The organism is Acidithiobacillus marinus (genome assembly GCF_002847505.1).
Lineage (GTDB): Bacteria > Pseudomonadota > Gammaproteobacteria > Acidithiobacillales > Acidithiobacillaceae > Acidithiobacillus > Acidithiobacillus marinus.
In genome coordinates, this window is the sequence record NZ_MXAV01000004.1 from 225001 (window position 1) to 239640 (window position 14640).

General features: G+C 55.4%; 14 protein-coding genes and 1 pseudogene (1 of these 15 only partly in view). 13 read left to right on the plus strand and 2 right to left on the minus strand.

Going from position 1 to position 14640, the window contains the following annotated elements:
- The 8 genes from rimP to B1757_RS01845 all read left to right on the plus strand — a co-directional run.
- Window positions 1-254, plus strand: partial view of a ribosome maturation factor RimP gene (rimP, locus tag B1757_RS01810; protein WP_253253654.1) — the 3' portion only. It extends 205 nt beyond the left edge of the window; the window shows 254 of its 459 coding nt (coding positions 206-459); the start codon falls outside the window, past its left edge; it ends in the stop codon at window positions 252-254.
- A gap of 30 nt (window positions 255-284) precedes the next feature.
- The gene (gene nusA / locus B1757_RS01815; protein WP_101536678.1) at window positions 285-1766 is read left to right on the plus strand and encodes a transcription termination factor NusA; all 1482 of its coding nucleotides are present in this window, start codon (window positions 285-287) and stop codon (window positions 1764-1766) included.
- 51 nt (window positions 1767-1817) lie between these two features.
- On the plus strand, window positions 1818-4424 hold the full coding sequence (gene infB, locus B1757_RS01820) for a translation initiation factor IF-2 (protein ID WP_101536679.1): 2607 nt from the start codon (window positions 1818-1820) through the stop codon (window positions 4422-4424).
- Window positions 4425-4433: 9 nt separating this feature from the next.
- Window positions 4434-4817 carry a ribosome-binding factor A gene (locus tag B1757_RS01825; protein ID WP_101536680.1) on the plus strand — a complete coding sequence of 128 codons (384 nt, stop codon included), beginning with the start codon at window positions 4434-4436 and terminating at the stop codon, window positions 4815-4817.
- Between the two features lie 2 nt (window positions 4818-4819).
- The gene (truB, locus tag B1757_RS01830; RefSeq protein ID WP_101536681.1) at window positions 4820-5701 is read left to right on the plus strand and encodes a tRNA pseudouridine(55) synthase TruB; all 882 of its coding nucleotides are present in this window, start codon (window positions 4820-4822) and stop codon (window positions 5699-5701) included.
- A 39-nt stretch (window positions 5702-5740) separates the two neighbouring features.
- Window positions 5741-6010 carry a 30S ribosomal protein S15 gene (gene rpsO, locus B1757_RS01835; protein WP_101536682.1) on the plus strand — a complete coding sequence of 90 codons (270 nt, stop codon included), beginning with the start codon at window positions 5741-5743 and terminating at the stop codon, window positions 6008-6010.
- A 10-nt stretch (window positions 6011-6020) separates the two neighbouring features.
- A complete protein-coding gene (pnp, locus tag B1757_RS01840) occupies window positions 6021-8099 on the plus strand; it encodes a polyribonucleotide nucleotidyltransferase (protein ID WP_101536683.1) in 2079 nt (692 codons plus the stop codon).
- Window positions 8100-8232: 133 nt separating this feature from the next.
- A complete protein-coding gene (locus B1757_RS01845; protein ID WP_253253655.1) occupies window positions 8233-9480 on the plus strand; it encodes a M16 family metallopeptidase in 1248 nt (415 codons plus the stop codon).
- Between the two features lie 8 nt (window positions 9481-9488).
- Here B1757_RS01845 and gloB read toward each other — a convergent pair whose 3' ends face one another.
- Entirely contained in the window at window positions 9489-10238 is a 750-nt protein-coding gene (gene gloB, locus B1757_RS01850) for a hydroxyacylglutathione hydrolase (RefSeq protein ID WP_101536685.1), read from the minus strand.
- A gap of 102 nt (window positions 10239-10340) precedes the next feature.
- Between gloB and B1757_RS01855 the strand changes: the two genes are divergently transcribed.
- The 5 genes and pseudogenes from B1757_RS01855 (at window position 10341) to B1757_RS01875 (ending at window position 13904) form a co-directional block, all read left to right on the plus strand.
- Window positions 10341-11117 (plus strand): class I SAM-dependent methyltransferase, encoded by a 777-nt coding sequence (locus B1757_RS01855; RefSeq protein ID WP_101536686.1) that lies wholly within the window; start codon window positions 10341-10343, stop codon window positions 11115-11117.
- 12 nt (window positions 11118-11129) lie between these two features.
- Window positions 11130-11615, plus strand: a complete 486-nt coding sequence (gene rnhA, locus B1757_RS01860) for a ribonuclease HI (protein WP_101536687.1) — start codon at window positions 11130-11132, stop codon at window positions 11613-11615.
- Entirely contained in the window at window positions 11597-12331 is a 735-nt protein-coding gene (gene dnaQ / locus B1757_RS01865; protein WP_101536688.1) for a DNA polymerase III subunit epsilon, read from the plus strand. The genes rnhA and dnaQ overlap by 19 nt, the downstream gene beginning before the upstream one ends.
- A gap of 206 nt (window positions 12332-12537) precedes the next feature.
- Window positions 12538-12739, plus strand: a pseudogene (locus B1757_RS01870) (transposase); the annotation flags it as partial.
- A gap of 226 nt (window positions 12740-12965) precedes the next feature.
- On the plus strand, window positions 12966-13904 hold the full coding sequence (locus tag B1757_RS01875; RefSeq protein ID WP_101536689.1) for a hypothetical protein: 939 nt from the start codon (window positions 12966-12968) through the stop codon (window positions 13902-13904).
- Window positions 13905-14241: 337 nt separating this feature from the next.
- Here B1757_RS01875 and gloA read toward each other — a convergent pair whose 3' ends face one another.
- A complete protein-coding gene (gloA, locus tag B1757_RS01880) occupies window positions 14242-14628 on the minus strand; it encodes a lactoylglutathione lyase (RefSeq protein WP_101536690.1) in 387 nt (128 codons plus the stop codon).
- Between the last annotated feature and the right edge of the window lie 12 nt (window positions 14629-14640).

Sequence of the window (14640 nt, forward strand, 5' to 3'; positions counted from 1 at the left end):
CCATCAACGGCGCTTATCGTCTGGAAGTTTCCAGCCCCGGACTGGATCGACCATTGAAAACCCTGCGGGATTTTGAACGTTTTCAGGGAGAGAATGCGGAAGTGCATTTGCACGGATTGCATCTGGGTCGACGTCGCCTACTGGGGGTTTTACAGGGGCTGGAGGACCAGAAAGTGGTCATTGAAAATAATGAGGGGCGCTGGTTGCTAGCGCTGGATGATATACACAAGGCAAAGCTGGTACCCCAATGGTAAAGGGACGGATATGCAGAGAGGAGCAAGTCAATGAGTCGTGAACTTCTTTATCTGGCGGATGCCGTCGCCCATGAGAAGGATGTGGATCGGGAGGTTATTTTTCAAGCTCTGGAAGCTTCTCTGGTATCTGCGTCCAAGAAAAAATATGGGGCGGACTGGCATGTTGTGGTGGATGTAGATCGCAAGACGGGAGATTACGTCACCCGACGTCTGTGGGAAGTGGTGGCCGATGATGCGGACGAATTTGATGCAGACATACACATCCGTTTGCAAGATGCTCAGGCGCTGCGCCCCGATGTAGAGCTGGGTGGATTTGTCGAGGAAGTGCTACCACCAGTCGAGTTTGGTCGCATTGCCGCCCAGACCGCCAAGCAAGTGATTGTCCAGAAGGTGCGCGATGCTGAGCGTGACCGGATAGTTTCCGACTTTGCCCTGCGTAAGGGTGAGATCATAAGCGGCCTCGTCAAACGTATGGAAAAAGGCAATGCCATTGTCGATATGGGCAGAGCGGAAGCATTGCTGGCCAAAGAGGAAATGATGCCGCGTGAAGCCATCCGTCCCGGCGATCGGGTCAAGGCCCATCTCCAGGATGTGCGCCGGGTGCAGCGCGGTCCGCAGTTGTTCCTGTCGCGGATCAGTCCGGAATTGCTGATCAAACTGTTCGCCCAGGAAGTGCCGGAGATTGGCAACGGGATGATTGAAATTATGGGAGCTGCGCGCGATCCCGGCTTGCGTGCGAAGTTGGCGGTGCGCTCCAATGATCCCCGGGTGGATCCGGTCGGCGCTTGCGTCGGCCTGCGCGGGAATCGGGTCCAGACCGTCATCAATGAACTGAAGGGGGAACGCATTGATATTGTCATCTGGTCTGCTGATCCGGCCAGCTATGTGATCAATGCACTGTCACCGGCAGAAGTGTCGAGTATTGTGGTGGATGAAAACACGCACAGTATGGACGTGGTGGTGGATTCTGAAAATCTCTCCCAGGCCATTGGTCGTGGTGGTCAGAACGTCCGTCTGGCGACTCAGTTGACGGGTTGGACCATCAACATCCTGACGGAAGAAGAGGCCCAGGCCAAAAGAGATGAGGAAGATGCCAAATTCCTCAACCATTTCATTCAGGAGCTCGGGGTGGACGAGGATCTGGCGCAACTGCTGGTCAGTGAAGGTTTCACCTCCTTGGAAGAAGTCGCCTATGTGCCCGTCGCCGAAATGATCGAAATCGAAGGGCTCGACGAGGAACTCGTCGGGGAATTACGCCGGCGGGCGCGAGATGTACTTTTGAATAAAGCCATTGCCCAGGAAGAACAAGTCGCCCTCAGCCAACCCGCCGAGGATCTGCTGCAACTGAAAGGCATGGACAAGGGTCTTGCCCATTTGCTGGCCAGTAAGGGGGTGGTGACTGCCGAAGATTTGGCAGAACTAGCTGCCAGTGAACTATGCGAGATGGTCGGTATTGAAGAAGAACGGGCCAAGGCCCTGATTCTGGAGGCGCGTGCGCCCTGGTTTGCTTGATACAACCCTGTAACGCATTGTGCGAACAAGTGGTTTTGGAGAAAGAGGATTATGACGGTAACTGTCGCCAATTTTGCAGCTGAATTAGGTGTAACCGATGCGCGCTTGTTGGAGCAGTTGAATGCTGCGGGCATCAAGAAGAAAACAGCCGAGGATCCGGTCACGGAAGAGGATAAGCATCGGCTGCTGGCTTCGTTGCGCAGCGCTCATGGAGAAGGCGGGGGTGAGCTGCGGCGCATCACGCTGAATCGTACCAGCACTTCGGAAATCAAGCAGTCTGTGGGTGCGGGTAAATCGCGCACTGTACAGGTGGAAGTCCGCCGCAAACGCACCTATGTCAAACGCGAAGTGGCCGTGGAAGAACCTGTCGAACAGGCACCGATAGCAGAACGTCCTGTTGCTGAACCAGAAAATGTGGTTGAGCAGAAAGTGCCTGAACCTGAGACCGTAGCGACTCCGGTAGAAGTGCCGGCTGTGGAAACTGCCCACGAAGCTGCGGCAACGGTAGCACCAGAGTCTGAAAAAACAGTAGCAGCTGCGGAGGTCGAGGCGCATCAGGTTGAGACTGCGCGAGCCCCGGATAACCGTTCGCGTGGCGAAGGACAGGCAGATGCTGAGCGTCCCGCTACCGGGCGTACTCCCCCTGAACGGAATCGTGCACCAGTCAATGAGCGTCCGCGTCCTGCCGTGGCAGCTCCGGCCAAGGCCCCAGCGAGTCCGCCTCGTGGCAAGAAAACCGGTCCGGCTGGGCGTAGCGATGATGACCGGGCCGGTCGGCGTGGTGTGCGCCGCAATGAGGACGGTGGCAATGCCGAAGCTCTGGCCCGTCGCCGCAAACCTGGGGACAAGAAAAACCGCAATCGTGGCGGGCAGATGGGCAATGAAGCTGTCATGGCTCCGGTCATTCGTGAAGTGGCTGTTCCGGAAACCATTACTGTAGGTGAGTTGGCCAGCCGGATGGCGATCAAGGCCACCGATGTCATCAGGGCCATGATGAAAATGGGGGTGATGGCTACCATCAATCAGGTGATTGACCAGGAAACGGCAGCTATTGTGGTCGAAGAATTGGGGCATAAAGTCAAAATGGTTGCCATGACCAGCCCCGAAGCCTTCCTGATGGATGAAGGTCCGTCGGAAACGCCCATCATGCTGCGCCGGCCTCCGGTAGTCACGGTGATGGGGCATGTGGATCATGGTAAAACCTCGTTGCTGGATCGTATACGATCCGCCCAGGTTGCCAGTGGCGAAGCGGGTGGGATTACACAGCATATTGGTGCCTACCATGTGGAAACGCCCAAAGGGATGGTCACCTTTCTCGATACGCCGGGTCATGAGGCGTTTACGGCCATGCGTGCCCGTGGTGCCCAGGCCACAGATATTGTGATATTGGTGGTGGCCGCTGATGATGGCGTCATGCCCCAAACCATTGAAGCCATTCACCATGCTAAAGCGGCACAGGTACCCATCGTGGTGGCGGTCAACAAGATCGACAAGCCGGGTGTGGATCCCGAGCGTATTCGTCAGGAACTGGCGGGTCACGAGGTGGTTCCCGAAGAATGGGGTGGTGATACCCAGTTTGTGAATGTGTCGGCCAAGGCGGGTCTGCATATCGATGACCTGCTGGACGCCATTTTGCTGCAGGCGGAAATGCTGGAATTGGATGTGCAGAGTAATGGTCCCGCCAAGGGCGTGGTCATCGAATCGCGTCTGGATCGTGGACGTGGCGTGGTGGCCACTGTGTTGGTCCGGCAGGGAACCCTGCATGCCGGCGATATGCTCCTGGCCGGGGCTCAGTTCGGGCGTATCAAGGCATTGGTCAACGATGCCGGGCAGAATACCCAGGATGTCGGCCCTGGTTTGCCAGCTGAAGTCCTCGGCCTCAGCGATGTTCCTCATGCGGGCGACGAGGTCGTGGTCGTGGCCGACGAACGCAAGGCCCGGGAAGTGGCATTGTTCCGGCAGGGCAAGTTCCGCGATGTGCGGCTGGCCAAAAACCAGAAGGCATCGCTGGAAAGTCTCTTCGAAGCGGCCGCAGATGGTCAGTTGCAGCAGTTGAACCTGTTGATCAAGGCCGACGTGCAAGGTTCGGTGGAGGCCTTGACCACGACGCTGGAACGCCTTTCTACCTCCGAAGTGAAAGTTACGGTCATCCATTCGGGGGTCGGAGGCATTACAGAATCGGACGTGAATCTGGCGGCCGCATCCCAGGCGGTGGTTATCGGTTTCAACGTCCGGGCCGAAGCCCAGGCGCGGCGGCTCATTGAAAGTACCGGTGTGGACGTCCGTTATCACAGCGTCATTTATGACGCAGTGGATGAAGTCAAGGCAGCCATGAGCGGGATGCTGGCTCCGGAAATTCGTGAAAAAATCATAGGTCATGCCGAAGTGCGGGAAACCTTCCGGGTTCCCAAGGTGGGAACCATTGCCGGGTGTATGGTGACTGATGGTGTGGTGCGGCGCAATGCCAAGGTCCGGGTGCTGCGTCAGGATGTGGTGATTCACAGCGGTGAAATGGATTCGCTGCGCCGCTTCAAAGACGACGCCAAGGAAGTCCGGGAGGGTTTCGAGTGCGGTATCGGTCTGCGCAATTTCAATGACCTCAAGAACGGAGACGTGATTGAGGCCTTCGAAACCACTGAAGTCGCGCGTACGGTCTAGGGGTTGGCGTTGCAGCATACACATCGTGCCTATCCGCGTGGCGCCCGGGTTTCTCACCTGCTGCGCGAAGAAATCGCGGCCTTGTTGCGGGAGTTGCACGGCTTGCCGGCAGATCTGACACTCTTGCCGCCCACGATTACCATGGTCGATCTGCCTGCGGATATGCGTTCGGCGACGGTGTTCTTTTCCTTGATGGATGGTCCCGAGCACGCCGAGCGGGTGCGGCATGCGCTGGATGCCCGGGCTGGTGAGATGCGCCAGATCCTAGGGAAGCGTCTGGCCCTGCGGCGCATCCCACCCCTGCATTTTATCTATGACGCCCGCTTTGATCGGGGCGCGGAAATGGCTGAAATTCTCGCTCATTTGCCGCCTGCCCCAGACGAGGAGGTGTGAATATGTCCTGTCAGCACGGGCTGCTGCTCCTCGATAAACCTGAGGGTTTGACTTCCAATGCGGCTCTGCAAAGAGCTAAACGGATTCTCGGCATCAAAAAGGCGGGACATACCGGCAGCCTGGATCCTATTGCCACCGGGCTGCTGGTATTGCTCTTCGGTGAGGCCACCAAGGTATCGGATTACATCCTCAATGCCGACAAGTCCTACCGGGCAACCCTGCGACTGGGGCAGACGACCAATACCGGCGACCGCGAAGGCGAAATTCTGGAAGATAAGCCGGTGGCAGTGAACCGCGCTGACGTGGAAGCCATCCTTCCCCGTTTTCTCGGTGAAATTGCCCAGATTCCGCCCATGTATTCCGCGATCAAGCAAGGTGGCAAGCCCTTGTACGAGCTGGCGCGCAAAGGCATTGAAGTAGAAAGAGCGCCGCGTCAGGTACGCATAGACGGTTTGCGGCTGGTAGCATTGAGCGATAAGCGTCTGGTGGTGGATGTGGATTGCTCCAAAGGAACCTATATTCGCAGTCTGGCCATGGATCTGGGTACCGCCCTGGGTTGTGGCGCCCATGTCGAGGAATTGCGGCGCACTGTCACCGGCCCTTTTCGCATTGAGGATGCGTTGACGCTGGATGCCCTTGCGGAGAGTCACAAACAAGGGGAATGCCCCCTGAAGGCGATGGATCTGGCCCTGGAATATCTGCCAGCCGTTACCCTCACAGAAAATACGGCATATTACTTGCGTCAGGGACAGGGGGTGGTGGTCGCTCACGCTCCCTCCCTGGGACGCATTCGCCTCTACGGTCCCGGGGAGCAGTTCCTGGGTTTGGGAGAGGTTATGGACGACGGAAAGGTGGCGCCGCGCCGCCTCATGAGCGTAAACTAGTGAGTATTGTTTTTTCAGAAGTTCCGAGGAGATGGAATTATGTCGTTGTCGCGTGAAGTCAAAGCAGAAGTAGTTCAGGGTTATGCGACCCATGCCGGAGATACCGGTTCCCCCGAAGTGCAGGTAGCCCTGCTCACCACTCGTATTGAAGGATTGGCCGATCATTTCAAAAGCAACAAGCATGATCATCATTCCCGTCAGGGTTTGTTGAAGATGGTGGGTCAGCGTCGCAAGCTGCTCGATTATCTCAAGAAGCGGGATGTGAACCGTTATCGGACGCTGATTGAGCGTCTGGGTCTGCGCAAGTAAGGAGAAGGTTTTGGCCATCATTCGGAAAGAGTTGGATTTCGGCGGGCAGCGCCTGCAGTTGGAGACGGGCCGCATGGCGCGTCAGGCCAATGGAGCAGTGCTGGTATCCAGTGGCGATACGGTGGTACTGGTGACGGCCGTAGGCCGCCGAGAAGTCAAACCGGGCCAGGATTTCTTTCCGTTGACGGTCAATTATCAGGAAAAAGCCTATTCCGCAGGGAAAATTCCCGGTGGGTTCTTCAAGCGGGAAGGACGGCCGACGGAAAAGGAAACCCTCACCTCCCGTTTGATTGATCGCCCCATCCGTCCCTTGTTTCCGAAAGGATTCATGAATGAAGTGCAGGTGATTGCAACTGTACTTTCCGTGGATCGGGATCAGGATCCGGACATTCTGGCCATGGTCGGCGCTTCCGCCGCTCTGGCCATTTCCGGTATTCCTTTTCAGGGACCGCTGGGTGCCGCGCGGGTAGGATACATCAACGGCCAATATGTGCTGAATCCGGGCTATGCGCAATTGGCCGAATCGCAGCTGGATCTGGTGGTGGCCGGTACCCGCCATGCGGTATTGATGGTGGAATCCGAAGCCCAGCAGCTATCTGAAGAGGTCATGCTGGAGGCGGTGATGTATGGTCACGCGGGATTCCAGCCGGTGATTGAAACCATTGCCGCCCTGGCCAGCGAAGTGGGCAATCCTGCCTGGGACTGGGTAGCTCCCGTTGCCGATGCAGCCCTGGGTGAGGCCGTGCAGGCCAAGGCCTCGGGCTTGTTGCAGGAAGCCTATTCCCTGGTGGAAAAACAGGCCCGCAGCCAAAAACTCGAAGCTATCCAGCAGTCCATGGTGGCGGAATTTGCCAGCGAAGATGCCCAGCGTGCCGATATGGTGCGGAGTTTTGTCAAGAAAATCGAAACCGGCATTGTCCGGGGCCGGATTCTCGATGGAGCGCCGCGTATTGACGGGCGCGACACCAAAACCGTGCGGCCCATTACCATTGAGGCGGGAGTATTGCCCCGCACCCATGGTTCGGCGCTGTTTACCCGGGGAGAAACCCAGGCATTGGTTATCGCCACCCTGGGGACCAAGGGCGATGAGCAAATCATTGATGCCTTGCAGGGGGAAAGTCGAGACCGCTTCATGCTCCATTATAATTTCCCGCCATTTTCCACGGGTGAAACCGGCATGGTGGGTTCTCCCAAGCGTCGGGAAATTGGCCATGGACGGTTGGCAAAAAGAGCCATAGCGGCGGTGTTGCCAGAACCCGGTGAGTTTCCTTACAGCTTGCGGGTGGTTTCGGAAGTGCTCGAATCCAATGGTTCATCCAGTATGGCGACGGTCTGTGGTGCCTCTCTGGCGTTGATGGACGCCGGTGTGCCGCTGAAGGCGCCAGTCGCCGGGGTCGCCATGGGACTGATCAAGGATGGCGAGCGTTTTGCGGTATTGACCGATATTCTCGGAGATGAAGATCATCTGGGCGATATGGATTTCAAGGTGGCCGGAACGGAACAAGGGGTTACGGCCCTGCAGATGGACATCAAAATTGATGGGATTACCCGCGAAATCATGGCGAAGGCCTTGCAGCAGGCCCATGCCGGACGCATTCACATACTGGGTCTGATGAATGCCGTGCTTGGTCAGGGACGAGTGGAACTTTCGGATAACGCGCCACGCATTATCACCATGCACATCAATCCGGACAAAATCCGCGATGTGATCGGACCGGGAGGCAAGGTCATCCGCGCCCTGACCGAAGAAACCGGTGCCGCCATTGATATTCAGGATAATGGTACGGTGACCATTGCTACGGTGGACAGTGAGGCGGGTGCTACCGCGCGGCGGCGGATCGAGCTGCTGACCGCAGAAGTGCAGGTGGATACCATTTATGACGGCAAGGTTGCCAAGATCATGGACTTTGGTGCCTTTGTAACGATTCTGCCGGGTCGCGATGGCCTGCTGCATATTTCCCAGATCAGCAGCGAGCGGGTCAGTGATGTGCATGACTATCTCAAGGAAGGGCAGGCCGTGCGGGTCAAAGTCCTGGAAGTGGATCGCCAGGGCAAAATCAAGCTGAGCATGAAGGATATTACCCAATAATTTCTGGCTGGTATTCCCTTTGGTATCAGAGCAGGGGTGGACTGCAGGTGTCCACCCCTGTTTGCATTTTCTGCCTGCGCGGGAAAGACATGCAAAAACTTTTCCATTGTCGCATTAACGGGTATGTATTGCTGTGATTAAAACTGTGGAAGCTTCGGTGACTACCCTGGATAACGGGGTGGTGGTGTTGAGCGAGCGCTTGCCGGGCCGGCAGAGTGTGGCGCTGTCCCTGACTCTGGGTAATGGCAGTCGGGATCAGCAAGACGATGAAAATGGGTTTGCCCATTTGCTGGAGCACATGCTGTTCAAGGGCAGTACTGAAAGAGACGGCGATGCCCTGAATGCCGCGATGGAATCCCTGGGAGGGACCATCAATGCGTTTACGGATCGTGAGAGCACGGTGTTTCACGGGACCGTTCTGGCAGAAGATGCCCGGGATGCTTTTGCCTTGCTCAGTGAAATGCTGACTCGGCCACGCTTTGCCCATGAGGATTTGCGCCTGGAAAAGCAGGTGGTGGCTCAGGAAGCGGCCATGGCGGCTGAAGATCTGGAGGACTGGGTACAGGAACGCGCCCTGCTGGAAATTTGGGGTGAACATCCCCTGGCCTGGCCGGTACTGGGCAAGGCTCAGTGTATTCGTACAGCCAGCCGCAAACGCCTGCAGGCCTACCATGAAAGAGTACTGGCGGAAGCGCCACTGATTGTTACCGCCGTAGGGGATGTGGTTCATGAACGATACTGTGAATGGGCGCAGCAGGCATTTCCGGGAGGGCGACGTCCCGCCTCGGTGATGAATTCCCGCGTACCGCCCCGGTTTCAGTCCGGCAGAAAAAGTATCCGCCGCACCGAAGCGCGTCAGGCCCATCTGGTCTGGATGGCCCCGGCCTGTGCGGTAGAATCGCCGGATTATCTGGCCCATGTGCTGGCCAATGCCATTCTGGGTGGAGGTACGGCCTCTTATCTGTTTCGCGAGTTACGGGAAAGACGCGGCTTGGCGTATCAGGTATTTTCCCATCTGGATGCCTTGCGCGACTGCGGCGAATGGTCCTTGTACATAGCCACTCCTGAAGACAAGGCCCATGAAGCAGGCAAGGCCATGGCGGAAGTGCTGGCGAAGCTCTTAAGTGAAGGCCCGAGCCCGGCAGATATGGACTGGGCCAAACGCAGCTTGCGGATCCAGTTGTTACTGGCCCAGGAAGATGCCGAACTGCGCATGAGCCGGTTGGCGCGGCAATGGTTGTACTTGGGGCGTTTGCAATCCGCCGAAACTTCCTTGCAGCAACTGGAGGCTGTGGATGCCGCCATGGTGCGTCGGGTATTGCGTGCGGCCTGGGAACAGCGCTTTGAACTCCATTGCCTGCCATTCCGCCGGCCAGGCTGAAAGCGGGGCTAAAACTGGTCTTTCCAGCACCGCAGAGTAGTGAATACGGACAAGGGGCTGCCATCACAGTCCGGATCAAACTGTTGAGCACTGGCGATCAGCGCGGGCACATGACAGCGTAAAAAGGGATTGCTGGCGCATTCCAGGCCAATGCTCGACGGCAAGCTGGGTTCGCCGGCATCGCGTTGCTGGCGGACAAGCATTTGGCGCTGCTGAATGACCGGATTTTCCGGATCAACCAAGGCGGCAAAGCGTAAATTATTCTGGGTGTATTCATGGGCACAATAAACGCGGGTGGCAGCAGGAAGAGTGGCCAGTTGTTGCAGGCTTTGAAACAGCATTTCGGGAGTCCCCTCAAATAGCCTGCCACAACCAGCGGCAAAGAGGGTATCGCCACAAAACAGGGACTGACTCCAGACATAGGCAAGATGATCCCGGGTATGGCCAGGCACTTCGAGAACACTGAGTTCGGCTGCAGCAATGGTCAGCTTGCCAGCATGAACCGGGTGCGTGAGGGCCGGAATGCGGTCATTGGCGCCATAGACGGGAATTGCAAAATGCCTGGCCAGCGCCGCTACTCCACCCGTATGGTCCGGATGGTGGTGGGTACATAAAATGGCCGTTGGTTTCATCTGGCGTTGGTCCAGCCAGGAAAAAACCGGATCGGCGCTGCCGGGATCGACTACCCAGATTCCGGCGCGGCTCTCCAGCACATAAATGTAATTATCGGCAAAAGCAGGAATGAAATGCACAGACATGTTTGGTTCTCGGCACAAGCGCGTTACCATAAGCCTACTCTGGTAATGCTTTGGGGTCACGTACACTGGTGTGTCTGGATATTGTGAAGCGGTTTTACTGAAATGGCGAGGCGAGGACGGCGGAGTCGACCCCAGGAACTGCGCGCGGCAGTCTGGTGGGACAGCGGCGCGGGGCAACTGCTGTTGGACCGTGCCCGGGATATTCTGCCGCGCTGGATTGATCGTCTGCTGCCGGAAAGCATTTTGCAGCTGGGGCAGCCGGTGTTCTGGGGAATGCCTCCCGGCACCGGGCGCACCTGGGTGTTACTGAATGATGGCTTTGCTTTCCCCACAGAAGCTTATTTACAGGCCTACGGTGCTTGTCAGGAGATGCCATTTGCGGCTATGCGCTTTGATCTGGTCATTGTGCCTTTTTGCCTGACGCGTATGGGTGATCCCGAAGCTGTGCTGGAAGAATGCTGGCGGGTGCTGCGGCCCGAGGGGCATGTGTTGATCATGGATTTCAATCCTGGCGGTAGTCTGAGTTTCATGCGGCGCTGGCGTTTGTGGCGGCGCGACCGCGCCTGGCCCTGGCGCCGCCCCTTTCTGCCCCTCGGCAAGTTGCGCCACCTTCTCGAAACCCAGGATTTTATTTTGCGGGAGGGTCGTTATTTCCAATACACCCTGCCCGGTCTGGGAAAAAATGCCCAGTGGATGGAGTTGATGGGTGATCGCTGGTGGCCAGCAGGTGCCAATGCTTATTTGTTACTGGCGCAGCGCCGCGACCCGGAGCGGCCACTGGTTGGTGCACTGACCTCGGTGAAAATGCGTCGGGAGCGGCGCAAGCTGCGCTCTGAAGCGCCGGCAGCGTATGATCCTCAGGATGCCAGGCAGCCATAACAGGGATTCATCATGTCTGAAAAAGTTGTGGAATTGTTTACCGATGGCGGCTGTCGGGGAAATCCGGGCATCGGTGCCTGGGGAGCCTGGTTGCGCCGGGAAAATCAGGAAAAGGTCCTCTGGGGATTTGAGCCGGAAAGTACCAATAATCGTATGGAATTGACGGCGGCCCTGCGCGGTCTTGAAGCCCTTAAGCGCCCGACCCGGGTGCAGGTTGTCAGCGATTCACGCTACTTGCGCGACGGCATGACCCAATGGTTGGCCGGTTGGCAAAAGCGGGGCTGGCGCACAGCGGGCGGTGCTCCGGTAAAAAACCAGGATATCTGGGAGCGTCTGGTGCAGGTGGCCGCACCCCATCAGATCGAATGGGTCTGGGTACGTGGTCATTCAGGGCATGCCGAAAATGAGCAAGTCGATGCCTTGCTCAATCGGGTCATGGATCAGTTCGGAGCAGGCAAGCAGCGTCAGGAGGGGGAAGGATGGCTTTACGACAAATAGTGCTGGACACCGAAACCACCGGAATTGACTGGAAACAGGGGCATCGGGTGATTGAAATCGGCGCCGTGGAGTTGATCGACCGGCGCCTGACCGGAAACAATTACCAGCAGTATCTCAACCCCCAGCGCAGTAGTGATCCCGAGGCGCTGCGCGTGCATGGACTCAGCGATGATTTTCTGGAGGATAAGCCCCTGTTTGCTGAAGTGGCTGATGCTTTTCTGGAATATCTGGGAGAGGCGGAATTGATCATTCACAATGCCCCCTTTGATCTGGGCTTTCTCAATCATGAGCTGGCGCTCGTGAAAAAAGCCCCCCTCAGTCACAAGGTGATGGATACCTTGCTGGATGCCCGACGTCGTCATCCCGGACAGAAAAATGATCTGAACAGTCTGTGTCGTCGCTATAACGTCGATAACAGCCACCGTGAACTGCATGGCGCCTTGCTGGATTGCGAAATTCTTGCCCTGGTGTATCTCGGCATGACCGGAGGGCAGGTGGATATGATGGGTCTCTTGAGTGGCAGTGATGCCCAGTCTGGAACGGAAGCCAATGCGATGACGTCGGCACCTCTTCCCGATGCGGCAGGGAGTCATGTTGCTGGTATGGTGGCGGTGCGGCGGGGACTGAGGGTGATCATGGCCAGTGCCGAAGAATCCACACTGCACACACAATATTTGCAGCGTCTGGGTGAAAAAGCCCTATGGCATGAGGATTAAAAATAAGCCGTGAGCGGACTTTTTGATCAGGCCCGCTGCTGCTTGCTCGGATCAGGCTGGATGCTCGTGTTAACGGACAAAATAGTATCATCCGGGCTTCTCGCGGAGTCCCCAGGATTTCTGCTACGCGACGTGCTCCTTATCCCCATTGGCAGGTAAGCTGCAACTTCAGTCATTCGTTATTGGGCGTGTCACGGTTGGCATATATCAAGGTCGCCTACACCATCATGAATCATTGTGACGGCGTGCTCCGCTGGTTCGAAAGCCAGATCACCAATGGGATTATTAAAGCTTCAATAGCCTCATCCAATCCGCCAAGGTCAAAGCTTGGGGCTATCGCACGCAGAAGAATGTTATTAACATGGCAATCTGATTCTGGGTAAGCTGGATCTCAGGCTACCCACTTGAAACAGCGAGGAACAAAAAATTTGATGTTTATATTTTAGTCCATAGAGTTACGAAGCGTTATAGCACTCCATAGGTGGCAAATGTTTGGTGCTGAGGCATGGTCAATGGCTGACGCTGATTTACATCCATAACGAACGAACGATATTGGGTTGCCGGAAGACTGAGGAGACGATGAACCTGATGAGGGAAGCGAAGTTCACACACAATCTTGAGAAAAGGCATATTGATGCGTGGAATTAGGAAGTTGTATGGAATAACGCGCCTCAACTCGATCGGCGTGATTTATCGAGAAACGAGGAAGTTCATCGCCAATAAGGATAATAGTTTTGTTTTTTCAATGATTGCAATTATTTTATCTGTAGTCAGCATTGTGTATTCCATTTACCAAGGAAATGTAGATATTAGTCATGAAAGATATGAACTTTGGACGCATGTTAATAGCTCGTTGGAGCGACAGGAGGATTTAGATCTAGAAATTTACCCGTTGCTCTTTAACCGAATCGTGCAATCAAAGGCAGTGTTACTTGGAATCCATGGAGATGAACTTAAGTGTTCCTATCTTGTAAATCTTAGAAGGAATAATTTGAGTCTCAAAAGGATGCTATACTACAACGTAAAGAATGCGTCCTTGGTAAGGCTTGAGAATAGCGAGCAATATGGATTGCAGGATGTTATATTAGAAAATGGAAGTCTAGCGGATGCCCTATCTGTTAATGGATGGATTCGCTTTCTTAAAGCTGATAACTATTCTAACAAATGGTGGACTTCTCTAAGCTGGGACACGATGCAACTCGGATTCTTCCCAAGACAATGGGCCTATAAATGCACTGGCACTCGCCCTGGCAAGAAAAAGGTCGTTAAAATAAAAATTTCATCCCAATCTCTCCGAAAATTTAAGGCAGACCTACAAGCGGCAATTCTTGATGACACATATATTCAAGATCGCTTGACTCCGAATGTAGCTGCTTTAAAGAATCTTGAGGCAGAAAATATGCCAAGCCCACATGAAGAGTATGGAAGTTTAGGCTCCGTCTTTGGCCCTTTAAATAAAGGCAATGCTAAAAATGATAGCCCTCTAAAAATAATGAATTATGCAACCAGCGTTCTGAATGATATTCTAGCGAGCGTATATGCGAAAGAGGCAGTTGCCACAGGGCAACGATAAGGTGCCCTTCCGTGGTGACCTTGCGCCTCCACCACTTACGAGATTCACAGTGATAGTACCACAGCCCCGTTAGAACAGCGCGGAATTCACGGTCCCAGTTTAGAATGACCGCTACCAGTCTTTACCCGTCATTGGTGGTTTCGGAACGTGCCTAGCGAAAATGACGAATCATCATCATTTAGGAATGCTCCACCAAGGTCAGATGCACCGGCACAAGCTTTGCCGCTGAAACAGGGCCGCCGACCATTGCCAGACCAACTTACTTCAGAGCCGAAAACTCAGGATGAAACTATTTTGTCGAGGATGAGACTTTTTTGTCCGTTAACAGCTCGGCAAGCTAGCTTTTATGCTCAATGAGTTCGATGCGATAGCCATCAGGATCTTCGACAAAGGCGATGATGGTGCTGCCATGCTTCATGGGCCCGGCTTCACGCACTACCTTGCCCCCTCTGGCGCGGATGGCATCACAGGCGGAAGCCGCATTGTCCACTTCCAGGGCAATATGCCCGAAGCCTGTGCCGAGATCATAGTGATCTACGCCCCAGTTATAGGTGAGTTCGATGACGGCCCCGGCGTTCTCCTCTTGGTAGCCCACAAAGGCGAGAGTGAATTTACCCTCAGAGTAATCCTTGCGGCGCAACAGGCGCATACCCAACACTTCGGTGTAAAACTGGATGGCGCGATCCATATCGCCCACCCGCAGCATGGTGTGTAAAAGACGCATACTTTTCTCCTT